Below are 23920 nucleotides of genomic sequence, written 5' to 3'. Positions count from 1 at the left end.
CAGACTCATCATGAAGTTAAGAACACTTATTATTGTCACTGTCGCTCTCGCTGTCGTCACGGTGGCTGGTTATTATATACGCAATGCATCCCTCACTACACCACAAGACGATCCTTTGGTGGGGACCTCGTTAGTGGATAGTACCATACTTCCGGATGTGAACAGGATCGAGGTTAGCAAGAACGGAACCACTAGTATTCTTGAAATAGACGAAAACAAGCAATGGGTGGTTCGTTCGCTCTTTGATCTCCCGGTAGATTTTAATAAACTCAACCGGCTGGTCCAAGATATAGTAAACGCGAAAGTTCAACGTAAGATTACAAGTCGGCAAGACCGCATGGATCGACTCGAACTTAATCAAGGAACAGTCAAGTTGATGTCGGGTTCTGATAAACCCCTTTTCGAGATCACCTACGGAAAATCACTTTCCGGAGGAGGAAAGGCTTTTATTTTTGGACGTGAGAAAACCGCTTATCAAGCATTCACCTCTCCATCAGTAGATGCGGATTCCAACAATTGGGCTGTTAAAACACTCTACCAATTGAACGCTGATAATGTCGCCGGCATTCAATTCTCATTAGCCAATGAAACCTGGGGAGTTCGCAGAGACGACAAAGACAAAGAGTTTGTGAGCACCTTGCCGATAGACACCCGGACTCCGAAAGAGAGTGCCATAAAATCACTCATTTCTCGATTCTCGAATCTCCGATTTGACGCGGTTGCAGAACGCGCAACTGAAGAAGCCTCCCAAATTTGGAAGGATGCGCAAAGCAAGGTACGTTCAATAAAGTTCACTCTCTTTTCGGGTGAAACCATAAGCATAAAAATGAGTCAATGGGAGCCCCCCACACCAGAAGGTGAAGACGCACCAACCAGTACCGGCCCATCCACTACCTACTTACATATTTCAAATAGTCAGGTGGATCATTCGATCAACAAACTTATGAATCGCCTAAGCTTCAAAACATCGTCCTACACATTTACGGGGATTCCGGTGGATATCACTGAGGTAGCAGATCTCCCTGAACCGGAAGTAAAATCTGAAGCTGTAGAGGCACCTGCCCCTGAAGAGGTTTCTGCCGAAGCAACTGCACCGGGACAGCCAGAGATCAAACAGCACATCGACGGCAACTCTGTCATTTTCGAAGTTACCCCAGCAAAAAAGGAAGAAGACAAAACAGTCGAAGAGCGAACGACCCCGCAAAACTAGGTTTAGTTATACTGTTAACTGAACTTCCAGTCGAGTAACTCCAATTGGAGTGAGCGACGACCGTTAAAGTGGTTCCAGTTTATCTTTGCGGCTATGTCGATAGGCTGATCCGAGGGCGGTAGATTGTCCGCCTTTTTCCAGGCAACTCCCGATAAATAAACTCCAGGTTTTGGTTGAAGCAAAAAGCGGTAATGGTCGCTACCAAACGTTTCTGGAGGTCTACCTAACTGGATATTTTTAATCCCAAAGATAGGTTCAGGATTCCCCTGACCAAAAGGGTGGAGCAGATCCATGGTATCCATAAAACTCTCACAAATGTCCTCCGCATTAATATTAGCAGCGATTTCGAGTTCTGGCTCAAAGGCATCACCCTCAAGCGCACGCTTAACGGCTTGGTTGAAGGCCTTTTGAAACGCATCCACATTGGACTCTTCCAGTGAAACGCCCGTGGCCATCGGATGCCCACCCCAGCTTTCCAACAAGTCGCTGCATTCACCCAAAACCTCCACCAAATTCACCCCAGGTACACTTCGACCAGAGCCTTTTGCAAATCCACGATCTTCTCCCAGGACAATAGTTGGGACATTGTGCTTACGGGAAACACGTCCAGCCACAATACCTACCACTCCAGAATGCCAGCTTGGGTTGTGTAAAACGAATCCATAAGATCCCTTCAAATGGGTTTCAATATAATGATCTGCTTCTTCAACGATGCCGCGTTCGATATCTTGCCGTTCACAATTCATCGAATCGAGTTGTTTAGCCATTTCCAAACATTGAGACACGTTTCGATTAAGAAGCATCTTTACGGTCAGTTCAGCATCGGCTAATCGACCGCTCGCATTGATACGCGGTGCCAGTTTAAATGAAATGTCCGTAGACGTAACGGGATTACCACTTTGCATTCCTGCTACTTGAAACAATGCATGCAGCCCTTCTCGCCTGGTTGACTCGAGCATCTTTAAACCTCTATGCGTCAGGATACGATTCTCTCCAACCAACGGGACCAAGTCGGCAACGGTACCCATCGCAACCAGGTCCAGGTAATCCTTAAGCTGAATCTTAAATGCGATGGGATCACCATCATCCCGAAGAGATTTCACAATCCCATGAACAAGTTTGAACACCAGACCAACCGAACAAAGATGCTTCCAAGGTTCGTGATCACCATCGTTCACATGGGGATTTACCAGGATAGCGGGTATCGCCTCCTCGCAAGTTGATCGGTGATGGTCGATAATGATAACATCTGCCCCTGTTGACTTTATGTGGCGTATTTCATCGATCGAGTTGGTTCCACAATCAACCGCAATAACCAAACCCGCGGATCTGCCATCAAGCGCTCGATCAATCGCCGTACATGAGAGGCCATAACCTTCCTCTAAACGGAGCGGGACCGTATATTCGGGGAAAATCCCAAAGGTGTTCAGGGCATGAACCAGTAAGGCGGTACTGGTAATACCATCCACATCATAATCCCCTATGATAACGATACGTTCCTTCCCCGCCATGGCCTGGCGAATTCGAAGAACGGCATCTTCCAATTGGGAGAGATTGAAAGGATCATCCAGGTGATTCAATCGCGGATGCAAAAAAGCCTTGGCAGCCTTAGTCTCCTTGATACCCAGCCGGGCAATCAACTGCGCTATCAGGCGCGGAATCCCTAACTCCTTGGCGATATATGAAACCGTCCGTTCAGAAACGGATGCATTTCGCCACTCCATAAATTATGGTTTTGCCTTGTTGCCTGCTTCCCACTCGTAACTTGGCAGCCGATCTGCGTGTGATTCAACCCTGCGACGATCCTCCTTATGCCAGGCATAAAATACCGGACTCGCGATGAAAATGGATGAAAACGTTCCGGTCAGAATTCCGACAACAAAGGTGAACGCAAAATCACGGATGATTCCGGTACCAAAGATTAGCAACGATACGGTAACCAGTAGCGTGGTTATCGATGTGAGGATGGTTCGGGAAAGCGTTCTGTTAATGGCCAAGTTAATAACTTGTTTCAAAGACAGCCCGGGATTCATATCCAACTCTTCACGTATCCGGTCAAATACCACAATCGTATCATTCAATGAATAACCGACGATCATCAGGAGTGCCGCTACCATCGGAGCAGAAAACTGGTTCCCAAAGAGAACAAAAATGCCGATAGTCATTAATAAATCGTGTATGGTCGCAACGACCGCGCCTACGCCAAAACCAACCTCAAAACGCAACGCCACGTAGAGCAGGATAAACACCAATGCGATGGCCATGGAATAAAAGGTGTTAATCAAAATTTCCTTACCTACAGTGGGACCAATTTGATTGGTGCCAATCTCCTCAAGTCCATTATCCGGATAAGCAGCAAATAGTGCTTCCATTAATGGATTACCTTGCTCAAACGGCGTGGCAATTTTCAATACGGGCTTTGCATTGGCACTCAAAGGTGTATTCAACGTCACATTTACTTCGCCTATACCCAGGTTGCCTGCAATCGATTCAATTTCAGTAACGCTTAGTTCGTGCTTGAAGTGAAGTGAAACTTCATCTCCTCCGGTGAAATCAATTCCAGCAATCTTGTCTCGATTAACAACAGCCGCTGAAATTCCTATAGCTACAAGAATCCATGATGCAATAAATGCATATTTCCGAAACGCCAGAAAATCGATGGTCGTTTTCTCCTTAAAAAGAGACACCGTCAGCATGCGTTTTACGAGCTCAGTATTGATCAGCAAATCAAGGAAAACACGACTCACCAACAAAGCACCAAACAAGGTAGCGCCAATTCCGACTGCGAGGGTGACACCGAATCCTTTTACGGGTCCGGTTCCAAAATACATCAAAATGAAAGCGGTGATAAGGGTCGTCAAATTGGCATCTACGATGGTTGAAAAGGCTTTCTCGAAACCACCCAGCAACGCATTCTTCAGGGTCTTGCCCGCACGCAGCTCTTCACGCATGCGCTCGTAAATCAGTATATTCGCATCTACTGCCATTCCGACGGTGAGCACTAGCGCAGCGATACCCGGAAGGGTCAGGGTTGCGCCAAAGCTTGAAAGCGTTCCAAGAACAACCACCAGGTTTATTGCCACCGAGATCAGGGCAACAAGACCGGCAATCATGTAATAAAGTAACATGAAGAACACGACAAGAGCCGCGCCGATTATGAAGGCTTGTTTACCAGAATTGACAGAATCTTGAGCCATGGTGGGGCCGATTTCATACATCTCGGCAATGCGAAGTTTCACATCGAGAGGGTTGTTCAATCCGTTGGCTATTTCTTCGGCCTCACGTTGAGTAAACGAACCGGTGATACGAGCAGAACCTCCAGCTATGGTAGCTTGAACGCTTGGAGCAGTTAACAGTTCACCATCTAAAGTAATAGCTAACCGTCCAACGCTGTTTTGATTGTTCCCACTGGAAATTTCCCGGGTAAGTTGTTCGAATTGTTTGCCGCCTTTCGAAGTAAAATCCATCCGAATCTCAAAACCACCAAATTCGGCCATAGCAGCCCTGGCTTCATCAATCGCATCACCTTTAATATCGGGAATGCGTTTAATGAACAAGTAACTGGTGTTTACGACTCCGTTCCTATCTTCGCTCTTGAGCGCTTTAACTTCATACCCAACCGGCGCATTCAGGTCCTTGGGCCCTGTGGGGTAAGCCGTACGATGGACCTGCTTAAACTCGAGCCGAGCTGGTTTACTGATGGTGTTTTCCAATTCAGGATTATCTTTGGTTGATTGCCCTGGTAACTGCACTTCAATGCGGTTGTCGCCCGAAGTTCTAATAACCGGCTCGGTAACCCCGAGGGAATTAATACGCTTACCGATGATCTCAATCGCCTTCGAAAGATCGCCTTGCTTTTCGTAGTCAGACGCATTTGCAGGAATATCAAGCTCGAAGACAAACACTACTCCTCCCTTAAGATCGAGACCTGGTTGTAGTTTCGATTTGGAACGTTTGAGCAACTCCTCCAGGAGTACCTCATTTCGGCGCTCAGTATTGCGTAGACTCGATTCCAGAATAAGCTCAGGAAAGTATTGAGAGAGATCGATATCGCGGTTTAAGGCAATCTCACGAAGTGCTATATAAACACTGTGATACTCCTCGTTCTGATAGGCTCCTTCTGCCTCGTTCACAAGAGAAGTAAAGGCTTCATCCTGATTACATTCCGCAAGAATGTATTCCTTGAATTCAGTATCCTGATAAGGAATGAGATAAAGAACTGCGGTGATTACAATCAACGCAGATAGGATGAGTTTCCAGGTAGTACTACCGTTCATGGATAGTTGGGAGAAATTGGTTAATGAAAGGAATTATTTATTTGGCAGCGCCAGACTCAATCTTGCCCTGAACAAAGCTCTTCTGGATTTCCACTTTCGTGTTTTCAGCGATCCGCACAACAAAGCGATCATCTTTAACATTCGTAATGGTTCCATAAATCCCAGAGGCTGTGATTATTTCGTCACCGGTAGTTAAGGCATCAATCAATTTAACGTGTTCCTTCTGTTTTTTACGCTGAGGAGCCACCAAAAAGAACCACATGGCACCCAGGATAAGAAACCAAAATACGATCATCATCGAACTATTTGGTCCTGCCTGCGCAAAAAGCGGAAGAAAAAGATTGTTAATTATTGTCTCCATAATTGAATCCGTAAAATTGAACGGACCACTCAAGGAAAGTGTTTTTAGAAAGGCAAGTCATTAACCCAGTGATTTGATCACAAGGACGAAGCGCACATGCAAAACTGGAGTTACAAAAAATCCGAGACACTCTACGGCTTCGATCGATGGGGAAACGGCTATTTTTCGGTGGATGAATCGGGGGAGGTTACTGTCACACCCATAGCAGACGGACCATCGATTCGAATTACGGAAGCCATGGAGGAAGCGTTCAGCCGAGGATTGAAACCGCCCTTACTGCTGAGGTTTCAGGATATTCTGCGGGATCGGGTAGAAGCGATCAACCAAGCCTTTGTTACCGCGATTGAGCAGGAGAGCTATGCCGGGAAGTACCAGGGCGTCTTTCCCGTAAAGGTAAACCAACTACGTGAAGTTGTTGAGGAAATATTGGAAGCCGGCCAACCCTACAACTTCGGCCTGGAGGCAGGAAGCAAGCCGGAGCTGATACTTGCGATGGCTTATATAGAAGATTCGAAACGTCTACTGATCTGCAATGGCTACAAAGACGAGACCTACCTCAACCTTGCCTTGATGGCTCAGAAACTGGGTAAAAACGTCATTATTGTGATAGAACAGCTAGACGAGCTACAGTCCTTGATCAAGCTAGCCAGGAAATCAGAAATTGTACCCTCCATTGGTATAAGGATCAAACTACAGTCACAGGGGGAAGGAAAATGGGCAACATCGAGTGGTGAAAAGGCGAAATTTGGACTGACAACGCCAGAAGTAATCGCAGCTACAAGACAGTTGGAAGAAGCAGGGCTTACCAATGCACTCAAGCTAGTCCATTTTCACATCGGTTCGCAGGTCCCGAATATCTTGACGATTAAGAACGCCGTCACTGAGGCAACACGCTTCTACTGTGAATTGAAGAAAAGGGGATTCCCCATGGGTTACCTGGATGTCGGAGGAGGACTGGGGATTGATTACGACGGCAGCCGGACCAACTTTGATAGCTCAATGAACTACACCATGTCCATTTATGCCCGGGACGTGGTTTTTAATATTCAATCAGTCTGCCAGCAATCGCAGGTACCCGTACCCGACATCATTTCCGAAAGTGGGCGTGCCATCGTTGCCCCACACTCTGTCCTGATCCTGGAGGTCTTCAATAGAATCACCAGACATGAGCACCGGACCTCGATCACACCGAAAACCAAATCCAAGCATAAAATAATTGAAGATCTGGAGTATAGCCTCAACAACGAATCGGACCAAACACCTCTAGAACGCTACCACGATGCACTACAGAAAAGAGACGAGGCTTTCTCGTTATTCAACCTGGGATACCTCGACCTTGATACCAGGGCCGAGGCGGAATCGATTTACTGTAAGATTTGCAAAGAAGTCGTGGCGGATATACCGAAAAAAGGATACCAGCATGAAGAGCTGATGGAGCTTAGGAGTTCGATGGTAGATCAGTATGTGTGCAACTTTTCGGTATTTCAATCCCTCCTGGATCATTGGGCCTTGAATCAATTATTTCCAGTTGCGCCCATTCATAGACATTTGGAAAAGCCAACGGTCGACGCCATCATCGTAGACATCACCTGCGACAGCGATGGAAAGATTTCAAAGTTCATAGACCTGGAGGATGAATTGACCGACATCCTGCCACTGCATCCCTTGTCCGATAAACCATACTATCTGGGTATATTTTTATTGGGGGCTTACCAGGACATCATGGGAGACATGCACAATCTTTTCAGCAAAGTTCCGGAAGCTCACGTATTTCTGGAAGACGATGAAGAGGATGGATTTTATATTGAGGAAATAATTCCCGGAGCCAGCAATAAGGATGTTCTGGAACTCACCCAGTACCATTCGCACGATCTTACCCGTAAGATTAAAAAGCAGATCGATAAGGCAACCAAGTCCGACAAAATCCGCCCCCGCGAGGGCATGCAATTACTCAATTTCTATCAGAAAACGCTCGAGAATACCATGTATCTGGAATTCGAGTAAGGCTTTTTAATTTGAGACACGCTCGCTACAGCCACATCAAAATCTTGCAGGAAGGGAGCTTCCAAATTCATTTATTAAGCAACCGCTACACGAGCTCCAAGCGAACTTGTTTGCCCATAGCATGAGCCGCCTTCTGGATCGTATTTAGTTGGACCTTGTCATTGTTCGGGTCGAAAAGACGATTTATCTGCGAAACACTGGTGCGCGTTCTTCGTGCAAGTTCCGCCTTTGACATCCTCGTCTCCTCCATGACTTCAGTCAGCTGGAATACAAGAGCTTTCTTCTGCGCCCGGGCAGTTGCCTCTTCAAGGATGCCCTCATCCTCAAGAAATCCATCGAGTGATGAACCAATATTTTTCTTTTTCATATTTCTAATCTCCTTCTTTAATTCGTTTCATTGCCAATTCGATATCCTTGCGTGGTGTCTTCTGCGTTTTCTTCACGAAGCCGTGCAAAAGGATCATCCTACCATCGTGAATGCAGAACAATACACGGGCAATTCGTCCACTGCGAATAGTACTCCTGACTTCCCATAGATCCTATTCAGATAAAATCCGCTGACAAAGCGGCATACCAATCGGCCATCCATATTCCACATCCTTTAAATCCATTCCGACTGTGTGACAGTCTTCCTTTCCCAAGTCGTCAATAAGCCAGTTACGCACAGGCTCATTTTCCAAATTAGTTTTATAAAAGAAAGCCCGTATCCGTTTCATCCGCTACCTCCAAAAACATACCGCATAAGGTATACCTCACAAGGTATGAATGTAAAGAACTCTTTTCTTTCCGCCGCAAAGATTGCGGGGCAGGAGCTTCAAGCTTCGAAGGGCATGTGTTCTCGAAGCTGGACGACACAAGTCATCAGCAATCTTCCCGACTTATTTCAATGTCGGCGACAATGTTGTTCAATTGGCAACCAAGTTAGAAAAGATCCGACCTCCCCAGGGCATGCAATTACTCAATTTCTACCAAAAAACGCTCGAGAATAGCATGTATCTGGAAATCGAGTAGTTCGACTACTCTGCCGTGAGTTGCTCATACTCATCGGAGGACAGCAAGGTATCCAGTCCCGACAAGTCAGTGATCTTGAATTTGATCAGCCATCCTGCTCCGTAGGGATCTTGATTGATCAGTTCGGGAGAATTTTCCAAAGGAGAATTGATCTCCAAGACCTCGCCGTCGACAGGCAGATAAATATCCGATGCGGCCTTGACCGATTCAACCACACTGAAACTATCCCCCTTCGAAAAGCTGTCTCCCTCACCAGGTAATTCAACAAAGGTAACATCTCCTAAACTGGATTGTGCATAATCGGTGATACCAATAAGTGCGGTATCATCATCTAACAATTTTACCCATTCGTGGTCTTTCGAGTATTTCAGCTCAGCGGGGATATTGCTCATAAGTTTGAATCGTTTTGGTTAAAATAATGGTGGTTTAACTGGTTTTGTGAAGTGGTGGTTTGGCCTGGTTGATGGCGTAACGTTTTCCTCTTAAATCGACTTCCAAATTCTCTGACGAGACAAATTCTGTTTTAATTAAGGCCGACCCAATAGGTTTGTTCAGGATAGGTGACTGAGTTCCCGAAACGACTTCTCCAACCACATCATCCCCACAATAAATCATCGTACCAGCGCGTGCAATTCGTCGATCTTCCATAGTGAAAAAGATCCTGCGCCGCGGAATCCCGCTGCTCTTTTGTTTGAGGAGTGAGTCTTTGCCGATAAAGTCGGAGGTCTTTTTTAATTTAACTGTCCACCCTATCCCGCCTTCGTAAGGAGTGGCCGTATCACTGATCTCATGGCCATAAAGGGGAAATCCCGCTTCCAAACGTAAACTGTCCCGACACCCCAAGCCGGCCAAAACCAATCCCTCGGATCTCCCCATTTCAAAAATGGCTTGAGCGATTACCGGTCCTTGATCCCAGGACGCATAGATTTCGAAACCGGACTCCCCTGTATAGCCAGTGCGGCTAAGAATGGCAGTCTCGCCACAAACGGCTCCCTCAACAAAGTGATAGTAAGCGATATCGCCAAGAGGAACCTCTACCAAGCTTTGCAAGATCGATTCAGCTCGGGGGCCCTGCAAAGCCAGCTGACAAAAGGAGGCCGAAACATTCTCAACCATACAATCAAACGGCTCGGCCTTCCCCATCAACCAGTCTATATCTTTGTCCGTATTTCCGGCATTAATGCACAACAGAAAGTGAGTTTCCGAAAGGCAGTATATCAAGAGATCATCCACCACGGTTCCCGACTCGTAACACATCGGCGTGTAAATAACACGACCTGGAGTCATTTGACTTACATCGTTGGTGACAAGGTGGTCGAGAAAGGACCGGGCTCCTGCTCCCAGAATAGTTGCCTCACCCATATGGCTCACATCAAATAACCCAGCAGTTGAACGAACTGCCTGATGCTCAGCCAGAATTCCTGTGTATTGCACAGGCATGTCCCAACCCCCGAAGGGAACCATACGAGCGCCATTTTCAATATGAAATGCATGGAGGGACGTTTTCTTCAGGCTGTCGGATGTCATAAATATCGGCACCTTAAGCAGCATTTAGAAAAGGCAAAAGGAAGAACTGTCAAAATCTTCAGGAAAGGTGTCTCGACCCTTGAACAGGGGGTGAAAGCAACACTTGAATATCTCGATCACTTCACTACTGTTTTGTGCCTAATGAGAAAATCGAAAGCCGTAAATGGGCCAATTACACCCCTGAACTGTCAGGATGGAGTTAATTAACAGGATGGAAACAACCAAAGTAAGTACACTCCAAAACGAATCAAATTCCGACGACCCTCTCCCCCGAATTAGCACCGGCAGATTTTCCTGCCGCTCAGTTAATATACAATTCTCGTCCAATCAAATTGTTCGTAGGTCACAAGCTCTCGCACCGCGGGCTTCAAGAGCATGACTCACCTTATTGTAGCGGTTGTCCTCACGATTGGGATATCGGCTTTCTGTTCCGTGCTTGAGGCAATGGTTCTCAGTACGTCCTCCGCAGAAACAGAGACCATACGCAATAAATACCCAAAGCGGGGAAAACTGTTTGGACAAATTATGGAAGAATTGGATGATACCATTTCCGCAATCCTGACGCTCAATACGGTTGCTAATACAGCGGGAGCGTCCGTCGTTGGGACATTGGCAGCTGATATCTATGGCTCAGCATCCGTAGGAATCGTCGCAGGGCTAATGACCTTTCTTATCCTGATTTTTTCAGAAATAATTCCCAAGAATCTGGGGGTAGCCTACCGTTCAGGGATCCAGTCTTACTCAGTTTATCCACTCTGGCTAATACGCATACTAATGCGGCCAGTGACCTTCTTCACCCGAAAATTCGTACGTCTACTTGTTAAAGAACAACAAACCACGAGTGCAGAAGCGGAGGAGGAAATCAAGCTCCTCGCGGAGAAAGGTGCCAAAGAAGGTAAACTTCGTCACTCCGAAGCAAACGTAATCAGCAACACGCTCACCTTGGATGACTTGGCGATTGACGAAATCATGACGCCGAGGACGGTCGTTTTTGCCCTCGAGGATGATAAAACGTTGGGAGAAATCTTTAAGGAGTTCAACAACATCCCTTTTGCACGAATTCCCGTTTATAAGGAGACCATAGACAATGTTATCGGAGTAGTCCGTCGGCGGGATTTGCTACACGGGATGGCCGAGGGAGGGCACGACACACTTTTAACCGACATGGTTGAAAGCGCTCTATTCGTTCCGGAGACAGCAAACGGAGCTGACACCCTTCAAAGCTTTTTGGCCAAACATCAGCAAATTGCCATAGTTGTCGACGAATTTGGTTCAATGACCGGAGTTGTAACGATGGAAGATATCATCGAACACATCCTTGGCCGGGAAATTTTTGAGAAGGACGATGTAGCGATCGACATGCGAGAGTTGGCACGAACGAAGAACAATCAAAGACGGGAAAAAGAGATGAAGAAAGCCCTTCAAGAAAGTGCGCCCAAAGAGGACTCCGCTAATTCCTGATTAAGCTTATGACAGTTTCATACGAAGGTTCTGATTACCACCTCCACGATTGGGATCCGTTCATCATCCAGTTTTCAGAAAACTTTGGTATCCGCTGGTACGGATTTTCCTATGTTCTGGGATTTTTGTGCGCTTCATGGTTGCTGGCCTATTATTTTAAGAAAGGGAAATCACCCTTCGACAAAGAACAACAATTCAACGTATTGCTGATCCTCATCGCTGGACTGATGCTAGGCGGTCGACTGGGTTACATGGTACTTTATGACTTGGAAACTTTGGCCAAAACGCCCTGGAAAATAATCCAGGTCTGGAAAGGAGGCATGGCAAGCCACGGAGGGATCGTAGGCCTTGTCGCTGCAGTCGCCTATATGTCGCGTCATCACAAACTGCCGTTTTGGAGAGTGGCCGATATCACAGTAACACTCGGTCCGGCAGGTGTTTTTTTTGGAAGACTGGCAAACTACATCAATGGGGAGTTATGGGGCACTTATTCAACCGTTCCCTGGGCGGTCGTCTTTCCTGACGCATCCCCTTACGGCATTCCGCGTCACCCAAGCCAATTGTACGAGGCCGCATTGGAAGGGCTTTTGCTCCTGACTTACTTGCAGTGGCGATTTTGGAAGTCACGCATCACTATCGCCCGACCGGGGCAACTGAGCGGGGAATTCTTCATATTTTACGCCGTTGTGCGAATTTTAGGAGAACAATTCAGGGAACCTGATGCCGACCTGATACTTGGCCTAAGCCGAGGCGCTTTCTATTCAGCACTTATGCTTATTACCGGAATTATGTTTGTTGCCCGAGCTCGAAGAGGGCAAACAGCGACTAGCGGAAAAGCATAAGCGGGATATGACAGCGTCGGATCATTTCGGTGGTAGTGCTTCCAATCAGAAACTCGCGGATTCTGCTATGACCATAAGCCCCTAAAAGTAGCATGGAAATGCCTGCCTCCTGCACATAGGTGGAAATAATATCCTCAGGAATACCTGGTAACATTTGGCAATTGGGGGTTAGACCTGCTGCCTTTAGAAGATTTTCCGCATTTCGTAAATTTTGCAAGGCGAAGTCTTCTCCCTTATCATCAGGAACACTTACAACATGTATTTCTAATCCTCGGAACATACCGGAAGAAATAATATAACGAAGAGCCTTGTTACTGCTTGCTCCACCATCGAATGCGAGTGCGACTCGTTTTATGGGATGATAAGAACGGGATGTCACCAGGCAAGGTTTGCTACTGGCCCGAACAACTCGCTCAATTGTGGAGCCAATATGCTCTTTGGCGGTTTCGAAGTGTTCACCACGCTTTCCCAGCATAATCAGGTCATAGGGTTCTTCAAAGTCACGCAATCGATCGACCAGAAATCCAGTAGTATGATGGGTTTTAATACGCTCTTCTTGACCAGCATCTTTGAACACGGATTTTGCCGCACTTAACAAGGCAGTAGCCTTGGTTTCTTCTATCTCCTCAAGCTGAGAGAGAATCGATTGATAGGGTTGAATACCCAAACTACCACTGAGATCAGCAATAAGCGGAACTTCATACTGGCGCAAATCGCTTACATAGAGGACATCAAGCCGTGCCTCGGCCAGTCGCGACAATATCCATGATCCGTACTGACAACATACCTGGCTATAGTGGGAACCATCGGAACAAAGAAGGATTTTGGTCATACTATATTATAGCACCATCCGGAATAATTGCACCTTTCAAAATAACTATTACGCCATCTCGTACAAAATAACCTTCACCTTCGGTCTTATCTGCTTTCCCATCTGGAGTCAAAGTGACGTTGTCGCCAATACGTGCACCCTTGTCGATGATCGCATTCTTTATTGTGCAGTTACGCCCTACCCCTATTGCAGGTATACCTTTGCCCCTTAATTCCTCAACGACTTCCGGAGGTTCAAAGTATTCAGCTCCCATCATGATCACCCGTTCGAGCTTACAGCCTTCGCGGATAATCGAACGGACCCCAATCACACATTGAATTAGCTCTGCTTCATAAATGATACAACCGTCTGCTATGATGGCATGATCGATCCTGCATTTGTTAATCTTCGCGGCAGGAAGGTAACGAGCACGGGTATAAACTGGGTAATCAGACTCGAAAAAATTAAAAGGTGGCAAATCACTTGTAAGGGAAAGATTGGCTTCAAAAAAGGAAGCAACCGTTCCAATGTCCTCCCAATAACCATCGAAAATAAAACTACTTAGCTTTGATTTTCCAAGAAGCCCGGGAATGATCTCTTTACCAAAGTCCCGCATATCATTTTCCAGCGACTTAATAAGCAAATCACGGTTAAAGAGGTAAATCCCCATCGATGCCAGGCAGTGTTTTTCCTCCCTGGAATTCTTAACTTTTGCTTGTAAGGTCTCACTGATAGCGAGGCCTTCAATCACAGCAGGATCCTTTGGTTTCTCAACAAATTCGCTTATGGACAAGTCATCCTTCACACGCATGAGCCCAAGTCCTTCTACCTGGGAAATAGGCAGTGCCTTGGCCGCTATGGTCACTTCAGAACCGTTTGCAATATGCTGCTCTATCAGTTCGTTAAAATCCATGCGGTAGAGTTGGTCACCTGAAAGAATCAGAAGGTAATCAAAATCAAAATCACTAAAGTGGTGCATGTTCTGTCTCACCGCATCGGCAGTTCCCTGATACCAGTTCTCTCCTTTTTCTGTTTGTTCGGCGGCAAGGATATCCACAAAACCTCCTCCAAATGGATCGAATTTATAGGAGTATTGAATATGCCTGTGAAGCGACGCGGTATTAAATTGGGTGAGCAAATAAACGCGATTTAACCCGGAGTTTAAACAATTACTGATTGGGATATCGACCAGCCTGTATTTCCCAGCCAGTGGAACAGCAGGTTTACAACGTTCTTTAGTGAGAGGATAGAGACGTGAGCCGCGGCCACCGCCCATGATTACGGCAAGAACTTTAGGAGTCATAAATAGGTTTGTTAAAGAAGGTTGGTTCTGAATGACTATCTTCCTCAGAGCGAACAGTAGAACAATATTAAAATGTGCGGAATTGTAGGATACTTAGGTAAACAAAACGCAACCGGCATCCTTCTCGAAGGTTTAAAGCGTCTCGAATACAGAGGCTACGACTCTTCAGGCCTGGCTGTCATAGAAAAAAACGAAATTCATGTCACAAGACGCATCGGTCGTGTTAAGGAACTAGTTGCGGCCCTGGTCACAGCTCCCAATAAAGCAACAATAGGGATCTGCCACACCCGGTGGGCCACCCACGGCAGCGTAACAGAGGAGAATGCTCACCCTCATCTAAGTTCGGATAGGAAGATAACTCTTGTCCACAATGGGGTCATTGAGAACTACGCTGGCATCCGAAATTTCCTAATCATGGAAGGTTACACTTTTACCTCAGAAACAGATACCGAGGCACTTTGTAACTTGATAGCTTATCATTATGCGAAAGAAGATTCCTCAAAGGAAGGAAGTCGGTTCGCCCAGAGCGTTCGCAAAGCGTTGCTCCATGTCGAAGGAACCTACGGACTGGCAACGTTGTGTGCCGATTGTCCGGATGAGATGGTAGGAGCGCGCCATGGATCACCCCTAATCTTAGGGGTTGGTAGGGACGAAATACTGTTGGCAAGTGATGTTTCCGCCATGGTTAGTCGCACCCCGGAAGTAGTTTACCTGAACGATGGAGAATTAGTACACATTCAGGGAACCCATTTCAATATCTCAACGCTGGAGTCAGAAGCGGTTAATCCGGTGATCGACAAAGTCGACTGGGACATCTCAGAAAGTGAAATGGGCGACTTCGATCACTTCATGCTAAAGGAGATTTTTGAACAACCGGATGCAATAGAGAATGCGATGCGTGGGCGGTTTTCCCAGGATCAAAGTACTGCCAAGTTCGGTGGACTTAATATGACTCCCCAAGATCTCCGACAAATCGACCGCATACTGCTTTGTGCGTGTGGAACAGCCTGGCACGCGTGTTTAACAATTGAATTCCTAATTGAAAAATACGCCCGCATTCCAGTTGAAGTGGAATACGCCTCCGAATTTCGCTATCGCAATGCACCTCTGGATAAAAACACCCTGGTCCTGGTAATCAGCCAATCTGGTGAAACCATTGACACATTGGCTGCACTCCGTGAATCGAAGCGAAAAGGCTACAAAACGCTAGCGATAACAAATGGGGTGGGTTCAACCATCGCGCGGGAATCCGACGGAGGGATCTACCAACACGCAGGACCAGAGATCGGGGTAGCTTCGACAAAAGCTTTCACCTCGCAATTGATGATAGGGGCTATGCTCGCTCTTTATTTAGGAAGATTGAGAGACCTAAGTTTTAGCGAAGGAACGGATATGGTGAAAGGTCTTCGAGAGGTTCCAGACTTGGTCAGAGAAATTCTCAAACAATGTGAGCACATTCACCTGATTGCGAAAAAATTTGTCCGGAAACAGGACTTTTTATTTCTCGGTCGTTTAAGCATGTTCCCGATAGCGCTGGAAGGCGCTCTAAAGTTAAAAGAAATTTCTTATATTCATGCGGAAGGTTACCCAGCAGCAGAAATGAAACACGGACCAATCGCATTGATCAGCGAAGACTGCCCGTCCGTCTTTTTTGCAACTGAGCCGGAAACACTTTCAAAAGTCTTATCCAACATGCAGGAAGTGAAAGCGAGGAATGGCCAGATAATCGTCGTTCGTTCAGCGAGCTGCCAAATGCCGCACGGCCTTGCTGATGAGGAGGTGGTTATCCCCGACTGTCATCCCTCTGTAGCTCCGATTTTGGCATCCGTCCCCGTCCAGCTATTGAGTTATTACATAGCGGTTGAACGCGGCTGCGACGTGGATAAACCCAGGAACCTTGCCAAGTCAGTCACAGTCGAATAGTTGTTGTTCTAAGTGAAATCCTTAGGACCTGATAGTACAAGTAACGGCTGCTAATAAATGACGATTCAATGGGGAATAGCCTTGAAGGGTAATTTGAAAATCACCCTATTCTTGAACCTGTGGATTCTAAATATTTCAACCTGAAGCACGCTCCCCATGAAGAAATGTGTAAGGGATCTCCTTGGAATCAGGCTAGTTAGATGATCTCTTTTAAAGAAAGTAATTAAAAATAAAAACGCCCCAAATGACTGAACCGAAACATAGTAGCGAAGAGTCTTTCAAGGATAGCCCAAGTCCCGACATTCGAGCGGTTGCATCTATCAGGGACGTTCCTGACGTAAATACAGATAAAAAGGAAGAGCTCAGCTCAAGCGAACGGAGCAGTATCAAGCTTTACTTAAAAGAGATTGGGCAAATTGACCTTCTAAAGCCGGAACAGGAAGTGCAACTGGCGAGGCGAATTGCAAAGGGAGACAAACAGGCAAGAGATATGATGATCCGCGCGAACCTTCGCCTGGTGGTCAAGATCGCTAACGATTACTCTAATTACGGATTACCTCTTTCGGACCTAGTAAGTGAGGGGAATATTGGCCTTATAAAAGCAGTGGAACGATTCGATCCCGACAAAGGCGGAAAACTTAGTACCTATGCGGCGTGGTGGATAAAAGCGGCCATAAAACGAGCCTTGGCCAATCAAAGTAAATCGATCCGGCTTCCGGTCCACCTGGTGGACAAAATTTCCAAGATACGCCGGACAGTGACACAGCTCACGGAAGAATTGGAAAGGGAACCCACTAATGAAGAAGTCGGTATCGTACTAGGGGTTTCGGCAAGCAAAATAGCCCACCTAAAAAGTGTCAGTGTCCGTCCTGCCTCATTGGATGCCCCAATTGGAGATGATGATGGGACGGCCTTTGGTGACATGATTGGGGATGAAAAAGCACTCACCCCATTTCAAAATCTGAGTAATAAATCCGTTTCCAACGATATCTCCGATATGATGAATCAACTAGAAGAGCGGGAGGCCAAAATCATCCGCCTTCGATTTGGACTCGATGGAGATAGCCCAAAGACACTGGAGGAAGTAGGAAGTATTTTTGGAATTACCCGTGAACGGGTTCGGCAGCTACAGAACCTTTCCATTAGAAAGATGCGCTCCATCATGGCGGATAGAAATGCCCAGCGTAGTGTAGAGGACATCAAAGAAGAAAATCGACAACGCCGACGCATGAAAATCCTCAAGGATTACTTCGATCAAAAAAAGAACGAGCAGGCTGAGACATAGGGTATCCGAGTTTTTGAGAAAGCAATTGATTCTTCTCTCTTTTGACTGGGTCAAAAGAGAGACAAAAAAAGCAGCTCAAAATGAGCTGCTTTTTTGTCAGAGAAAAACCTAAGCTTAGTCTTTCGTAGCTTCGTCGAGAATATCACCCAAGGACATAAGGTCGCCCCCTTCTTTGAGTGTCTCATAGGCCGCGGCTTCTGCAGCAAGTTCTTCCGCGTTGTAATTGGCCGCCTTGATACTGAGGCCAATTCGGCGCTCCTCACGGTCAATTTTGATAACGCGAGCAGAAACTACATCACCAGCTGAAACGATATCTTTGATCTTCTCAACGCGATCTTCGCTGATTTGGCTGATATGAACCAATCCGTCGATTCCATCCTGTAACTCAACAAAAGCGCCATAGGAAGTGATCTTGCTAATAGTACCTTGGACAACATCACCAATTCGGTAAAGCGTTGCGATATTTTCCCATGGATCGGTGGCGAGCTGCTTAAGACCCAGCGATATGCGCTGCTGATCAGGATCGACGTCGAGAACCGTGGCATCAATCTCATCACCCTTCTTAAGCATCTCAGATGGATGGTTGATCTTTCGAGTCCAAGACATATCCGAAACGTGGACCATCCCGTCGATACCTTCTTCAAGTTCGATGAAAGCACCGTAAGTGGTAATATTACGTACCTTACCTCGAACACGAGCACCCACAGGATAGTTATGGCGAACCATATCCCAAGGATTAGTATCCAACTGGCGAACTCCGAGAGAGATCTTCTGTTCTTCTTTCTGGATTCCCAGAACAACGGCAGAAATTAAATCCCCAACCCGAAGCATCTCACTCGGTTTTGAAATACGTTTGGTCCAGGAAAGCTCAGTAACGTGAACCAATCCTTCAACACCCTCTTCAAGTTCGATAAAAGCACCGTAAGGCACAAGGTTGACCACCTTGCCTTCGATTCTGCCACCCACTGGGTAGCGCTTTTCGATTTCGTCCCAAGGATTAGATGTTGTTTGTTTGAGACCGAGGGATACGCGTTCTTTATCGCGATCCACTTCGATGATCATCACGTCGATTTCTTCACTGATCTTAACCATCTCACTTGGGTGAGAGATGCGACCCCAGCTCATATCGGTGATGTGTAAGAGACCGTCCAAACCATCGAGGTCAATGAACGCACCGTAATCGGTGATGTTCTTAACTACTCCACGACGGATATCACCAGGCTTAACATCGGCCAATAGTTTTTGGCGTTTAACATGGCGCTGTTCTTCGATCAGTTCACGACGCGAAACAACAATGTTTTTCCGGTCGAGATTGATTTTAAGAACCTTAAAGTCATAAGTCTGACCGATGTATTGATCCAAGTTCTTTGGAGGCTGAACGTCGATCTGAGAAGCAGGAAGGAACGCATCCACGCCCATCGCCACAATAAGGCCACCTTTGACCTTCGCTTTGACGCGGCCAGAAACAATAGTGCCTTCTTCACAACGAGACAGGATCTTTTCCCAGTTCTTCTTTTGCTCAGCTTTGTCAAAAGAGATTACAGGGTTACCGTCCTTATCTTCGATCTTTTCAAGGAAGACTTCAAGAGCTTGGCCGATTTCGAGATCTCCAAGATCTACAAATTCATGTCCAGCGATGCTGCCTTCGGATTTAGCGCCAATGTCAACTACGACTTCATTTTGGCGGATTTCAATGATTGTTCCTTCAATGATGGAACCTTCTTTTAGATTCTCAAAGGATGATTCCTTGAGAAGTTCTTCCATTACGGAGCTCATAATAAGCGGTCCTGGGTCATTTCCTGAACTTCAGGAGTGCCCTAATTGGTTAATTGTTAACGATTTATAGATTAATCCAGGGCGCACCGCGAGGTGGACTGGGACGAAAAGAGCATCAGAATGCCAGTCAAACCCTTGAATTCAAGGATAATTTTGGGAATTGTCGGTCGTGTAAAAAACCAGACGCTAGGCACCACATCCTGAACCCGTACCCCAAAGTCTACTCCTCATTTACCCACTCGATCGGGGTAACAATTAGAGCCGCATTTTTTTTGAAATAAAATCCATTGAAAGAATCCACTCGCAGAGTAACGCCTGCCAATTCCGGGAAAGCAGCGCCTCGCCGGTAATGCCATAACTCTGGAGCCGATTGCGCAGCAGGACTCAGTAAATAATCCAGCTCAGTAGTTGAGGGATTCAGACGGTAATCACGGGTAGAGCCATCGGGGAAAAGCAGATTCAAATGCACAATGGGAGGTTTGTAGAAAAACGCTCGAAGTCTGCCCAGCATATTTAATGGCATTTCAATACGACCAAGTAGAAATTGGCCCTTTGGATTATCAATCATCGTCTGTTCACTTTGCTTAAGCGAGTAACGAACCTCCTCTCCTCGAACAAGTCTGGATGGAATTTCCTTTCTTTTAAGTAACACCAAATTCCCATCTTCTGCCTCAAGGGTGTAATGAGAGAGCAGGTGCAACTTGGTCTGACTGTCGGCATGAGCCGGCGAATTGCCATCAATCGCATCCAATGCCTGGATAACAACATCCGGCGTATTCGCCGATTCCCAGTAGGCCTCATTTATTTTTTGAAGGTAGGCATTGTTCGCCACATAATCCTGAAACACCGGTCGGGGTTTGTAGTTCAATCCCGGAATGATCGCCAGGCCTTGACCATGTCCAACAACGTCAACCGACCTGTCACCGACCTGCTGGAGAAGTGGATATTGTTCAAACAAAGCCTTTCCTTTTGAATCAAGTTTAGCGGCAAGCTCATTGAGCATCCCACTCGGCTTCAGCAAGCCATTGATTCCGTATCGAGTATTATCCCAGAATTTTTTCGGACTATCCAAAAATACATTGGGGTAATAAGTCGCCAATGCAGCAATCATTACCACGGACTGAAGCAATATGGTGACATCGAACATCAAAAGGGAGCTTTTTTGTTTAAGGATCGGATAAAGAAACCAACCAGCCAACGGAACGTAACAAAAGAACTGCCAAATATGGCCGTCTGAACGAACCACCCCCTGTTTCCATACCATGAAGAATAGACCGGCGTATATAATAGTGAGAATGAACCAGGGCTTTCCAACGAAAGGTTTATTTTTGTGAGCTTGTAGCTGATCTTTCACCAGGATACTTAACAGAACCACCCCGGTGAAAAGGAACAGGAGAAAGAATTTTATGGACTGAGGTTCAGTCGCCAATTGCATGCTCATGGAGTAGCCTTTTGCCACTTGATAGGACCCATACAAAAACCCAGGCACCCCCCCGAGGGATTGGCCGAGGACAACCCATAAAATAGCAAAGCCACCCGGATACGTAGCAGCCAACACGATAGCCTCCACATACCGTCGTTGATAAAGGAAAAAGAAAATCACCATTACCAAACAGAATAATCCGGCAACCAAGAGAGTAAACTTGATCAAAGAGCAGAAGACTAAAAAGGCGACGCCCAGAAACAACAATGCCCAGGGAGATCGATTCTTTTTCATTGGCTCATGTAACATCGCTGCAACCCAGCTGAGTATTCCAAAAAAGAAAAACGTTTCGTAGTTATTAGGCAGCAATTGAAGGATAAAAAGATATAGGAGAATACATCCAATTTTCGAATACGTTCTTAAATGCCGAAGAAATCGAAAGAAAAAAACAACCATACAAACGCGGGCGAACAATTCGAAGGCGTATTTTCCGGCATGGTTATAACCTGAATAAGAAAACGAGGAGAGTCCGCCCAAAGGGCCATAAGTAAAAACAAGATCGTCTCCAAACTCGTAGCCATTCTCCATTGAAAAGGTCAGAATCGCCTGCCAACTGCCATCGAGCGTTTCATCCACAATTGCCTTCGGCCAAGAAAACAGGTTAACAAAAAGAATAATTAACAAAACGACTACGGAGATTTCCAATCCATTCGCCCACCGAACTTTAAAAGAATTCCTGGAAGATTTTTTCCGATTGGGCGACATCTAACGAAACGGTTGAGGCACTTGCTGAGTCAGGCAATGCAATGCGCCACCTTCGAGTATTAAGTTCTGACAATCGATGGGAATGATTTCATGTTTAGGGAATGCATTCTCTAAAATGTCGATGGCAGCAGCATCCGCTTTAGGCTGGCCGTAGGAGGGGGTAAAGACCGCTCCGTTTCCGATGAAAAAATTTAGATAGCTCATGGGAAGCCGCTGCCCTTGGTGGTAAACAGGGTCGGGCAAAGGAAGTGGAATAATTTCTGGAGATTTGCCAGTGCAAAGAATCATGTCTTCGCACTCGCGGTTTAAACGACTGAGTAATTGGTGATTGGCATCGTTAGGATTCGGCACTGAAGCTACCAGCAATCCATTGGGATTAAAAAAGCGGGCCAAATTGTCAATATGTCCATCGGTATCGTCCCCTTCGATACACCCATTTAGCCAATGCACTTTTGTTACTCCAAGCCCTTCAATAAGAGCCAGTTCAATTTCAGTTTGCGAATGGTTCGGATTGCGATTTGGGTTTAAAAGACAATCCGTTGTAACTAATAAATCTCCGACGCCATTGGTTTCGAGAGATCCACCCTCCAAGACCAACGATTCTTCGAATCTCTGGATCCCTTGAGCTTGAGCAATGAGACGGGGTATTTTATTATCTTTTTCAAACGGAAATTTCCCTCCCCAAGCGTTATATTGCCAATCGCAAATGAGACGTTCCCCGCTTTCAGAATGACGCAAATAGATAGGCCCATGATCGCGAACCCATGCGTCATTCGTTTCGTGTTCGAAAAACTGCACCTCTCCACGATGTAGGCCCATTTTATTTTCCAGCTCCGTCAGTGTACGTTCAGCAGAAATTCTTTGGTCTGGGTTTATATTGATAAAAACAGTTTCCCGCTGGGAAAACTGAAGTGTCATTTCCGCAAAAGTTCTTTGAACACTCTCCCAGTGATCAGGCCAGGTAGACCGATTACTGGGCCAAGAAAGCCAAACGCCTTCTTGCGGTTCCCACTCAGCGGACAATCGGTAGCCCAACGCTCGCGGTGAATTCATTTAATCGATCAGGCGTTGCTGGATATTTTCGTACGAATCAATTCTCCGATCCCGAAAGAAAGGCCATGTTCGACGAAATGCCTCAAGCGCATCCAGGTCGCAGACTTGAAGAAGTAGAGCTTCTTCATTTTCAGATGCTTGGCTGAGAAACCGACCATAGGGATCACTCACAAATGAAGATCCCCAAAAATATAAGTCCCCTTCTGTACCCACTCGATTAACCGCAGCAATATAACAGCCATTGGCAACTCCGTGCCCTTTTTGAACAGCCTCCCATGCATTGCGTTGTGCGTCGCCAAGTTCGGTGCCTTTCTCTTCAGACGACCACCCGATAGCGGTTGGATAAAACAAAATTTGAGCTCCGGCCAGAGCGGTCAATCGGGCCGCTTCCGGAAACCATTGATCCCAACAAATAAGCACTCCTATTTTCCCAAAACGCGTATCCCAGGCCCTGTAGCCGAGGTCACCAGGAGTAAAATAGTATTTTTCAGAAAACCCGGGATCGTCTGGTATGTGCATCTTCCGATATTTTCCCAATACCGCTCCATCCGCATCCACTACAACAGCGGTATTGTGATAAACGCCGCTCCCGCGCTTTTCAAAGAGCGAAACAATAATCACAACTTCGAGCTCCGCAGCTAATTTCGAAAACACCTCGCAAGTTGGACCGGGAATAGATTCAGCAAGATCAAAGTTCTCAAGGCTTTCTTTCTGGCAAAAGTAAGGAGTCATGAAAAGCTCCTGCAGGCAAATGATCTGCGCTCCTTGAGATGCTGCTTTCCGTACAGACTCCACGCCCTTAAGCAGGTTCGCTGCCGGTTCTTCGACGGCACGTTTTTGAATAAGTCCTATCGTGACTTGCATAAACCGAATTTCTGGTGCTGGCCC

The 23920-nt window shown here is 46.4% G+C and carries 18 protein-coding genes and 1 pseudogene; 6 read left to right on the top strand and 13 right to left on the bottom strand.

Going from position 1 to position 23920, the window contains the following annotated elements:
- The first annotated feature begins 10 nt into the window (after window positions 1–10).
- Window positions 11–1210: a DUF4340 domain-containing protein gene (locus O3C43_01640; protein ID MDA1065183.1), complete on the top strand. Its 1200-nt coding sequence runs from the start codon at window positions 11–13 to the stop codon at window positions 1208–1210.
- Between the two features lie 14 nt (window positions 1211–1224).
- Here the strand turns inward: O3C43_01640 and recJ are convergent, their stop codons facing one another.
- Genes recJ through yajC form a run of 3 tightly spaced genes read right to left on the bottom strand, consistent with a single transcriptional unit; the run spans window position 1225 to window position 5848 of the window.
- Entirely contained in the window at window positions 1225–2934 is a 1710-nt protein-coding gene (gene recJ, locus O3C43_01635) for a single-stranded-DNA-specific exonuclease RecJ (GenBank protein ID MDA1065182.1), read from the bottom strand.
- Window positions 2935–2937: 3 nt separating this feature from the next.
- Window positions 2938–5487 carry a protein translocase subunit SecD gene (secD, locus tag O3C43_01630; protein ID MDA1065181.1) on the bottom strand — a complete coding sequence of 850 codons (2550 nt, stop codon included), beginning with the start codon at window positions 5485–5487 and terminating at the stop codon, window positions 2938–2940.
- A 37-nt stretch (window positions 5488–5524) separates the two neighbouring features.
- Complete coding sequence (yajC, locus tag O3C43_01625) at window positions 5525–5848, bottom strand: preprotein translocase subunit YajC (protein MDA1065180.1); 324 nt, start codon at window positions 5846–5848, stop codon at window positions 5525–5527.
- Between the two features lie 96 nt (window positions 5849–5944).
- Between yajC and speA the strand changes: the two genes are divergently transcribed.
- Window positions 5945–7852 (top strand): biosynthetic arginine decarboxylase, encoded by a 1908-nt coding sequence (speA, locus tag O3C43_01620; protein MDA1065179.1) that lies wholly within the window; start codon window positions 5945–5947, stop codon window positions 7850–7852.
- A gap of 85 nt (window positions 7853–7937) precedes the next feature.
- Here speA and O3C43_01615 read toward each other — a convergent pair whose 3' ends face one another.
- The 4 genes and pseudogenes from O3C43_01615 to gcvT form a co-directional block, all read right to left on the bottom strand.
- Complete coding sequence (locus O3C43_01615; GenBank protein MDA1065178.1) at window positions 7938–8219, bottom strand: helix-turn-helix domain-containing protein; 282 nt, start codon at window positions 8217–8219, stop codon at window positions 7938–7940.
- Between the two features lie 4 nt (window positions 8220–8223).
- Window positions 8224–8568: pseudogene (locus tag O3C43_01610) on the bottom strand (type II toxin-antitoxin system RelE/ParE family toxin).
- A 300-nt stretch (window positions 8569–8868) separates the two neighbouring features.
- Window positions 8869–9255, bottom strand: a complete 387-nt coding sequence (gene gcvH / locus O3C43_01605; protein MDA1065177.1) for a glycine cleavage system protein GcvH — start codon at window positions 9253–9255, stop codon at window positions 8869–8871.
- 34 nt (window positions 9256–9289) lie between these two features.
- Window positions 9290–10390: a glycine cleavage system aminomethyltransferase GcvT gene (gcvT, locus tag O3C43_01600; protein MDA1065176.1), complete on the bottom strand. Its 1101-nt coding sequence runs from the start codon at window positions 10388–10390 to the stop codon at window positions 9290–9292.
- Between the two features lie 375 nt (window positions 10391–10765).
- On the opposite strand from gcvT, the gene O3C43_01595 reads away from it, so the two are divergent.
- Window positions 10766–11851, top strand: coding sequence for a hemolysin family protein (locus tag O3C43_01595; protein MDA1065175.1), 1086 nt, complete (start codon window positions 10766–10768; stop codon window positions 11849–11851).
- Window positions 11852–11859: 8 nt separating this feature from the next.
- Entirely contained in the window at window positions 11860–12693 is an 834-nt protein-coding gene (gene lgt, locus O3C43_01590) for a prolipoprotein diacylglyceryl transferase (protein MDA1065174.1), read from the top strand.
- On the opposite strand, the gene O3C43_01585 is transcribed toward lgt, so the two are convergent.
- Window positions 12677–13525, bottom strand: coding sequence for a universal stress protein (locus O3C43_01585; protein ID MDA1065173.1), 849 nt, complete (start codon window positions 13523–13525; stop codon window positions 12677–12679). The two genes, lgt and O3C43_01585, sit on opposite strands and share 17 nt — an antisense overlap.
- 1 nt (window position 13526) lies before the next feature.
- The gene (locus O3C43_01580) at window positions 13527–14807 is read right to left on the bottom strand and encodes a glucose-1-phosphate adenylyltransferase (GenBank protein ID MDA1065172.1); all 1281 of its coding nucleotides are present in this window, start codon (window positions 14805–14807) and stop codon (window positions 13527–13529) included.
- 72 nt (window positions 14808–14879) lie between these two features.
- Here O3C43_01580 and glmS point away from each other — a divergent pair, with 72 nt between their 5' ends.
- The gene (gene glmS, locus O3C43_01575; protein ID MDA1065171.1) at window positions 14880–16730 is read left to right on the top strand and encodes a glutamine--fructose-6-phosphate transaminase (isomerizing); all 1851 of its coding nucleotides are present in this window, start codon (window positions 14880–14882) and stop codon (window positions 16728–16730) included.
- A gap of 244 nt (window positions 16731–16974) precedes the next feature.
- Entirely contained in the window at window positions 16975–18015 is a 1041-nt protein-coding gene (locus O3C43_01570) for an RNA polymerase sigma factor RpoD/SigA (protein ID MDA1065170.1), read from the top strand.
- A gap of 114 nt (window positions 18016–18129) precedes the next feature.
- On the opposite strand, the gene rpsA is transcribed toward O3C43_01570, so the two are convergent.
- The 4 genes from rpsA to O3C43_01550 all read right to left on the bottom strand — a co-directional run bounded on the left by rpsA (window position 18130) and on the right by O3C43_01550 (window position 23896).
- Window positions 18130–19791: a 30S ribosomal protein S1 gene (gene rpsA, locus O3C43_01565; GenBank protein ID MDA1065169.1), complete on the bottom strand. Its 1662-nt coding sequence runs from the start codon at window positions 19789–19791 to the stop codon at window positions 18130–18132.
- A gap of 220 nt (window positions 19792–20011) precedes the next feature.
- Window positions 20012–21979, bottom strand: coding sequence for a hypothetical protein (locus tag O3C43_01560; protein ID MDA1065168.1), 1968 nt, complete (start codon window positions 21977–21979; stop codon window positions 20012–20014).
- Entirely contained in the window at window positions 21980–23032 is a 1053-nt protein-coding gene (locus O3C43_01555) for an agmatine deiminase family protein (protein ID MDA1065167.1), read from the bottom strand.
- Entirely contained in the window at window positions 23033–23896 is an 864-nt protein-coding gene (locus O3C43_01550) for a carbon-nitrogen hydrolase (GenBank protein MDA1065166.1), read from the bottom strand.
- Window positions 23897–23920: the final 24 nt, after the last annotated feature.

It is taken from the genome of Verrucomicrobiota bacterium (assembly GCA_027622555.1).
In the GTDB taxonomy this organism is placed as follows: Bacteria; Verrucomicrobiota; Verrucomicrobiia; order Opitutales; family UBA2995; genus UBA2995.
The sequence above is the reverse complement of the archived record's forward strand: the minus strand, read 5'-3'. Positions and strand labels throughout refer to the sequence as shown.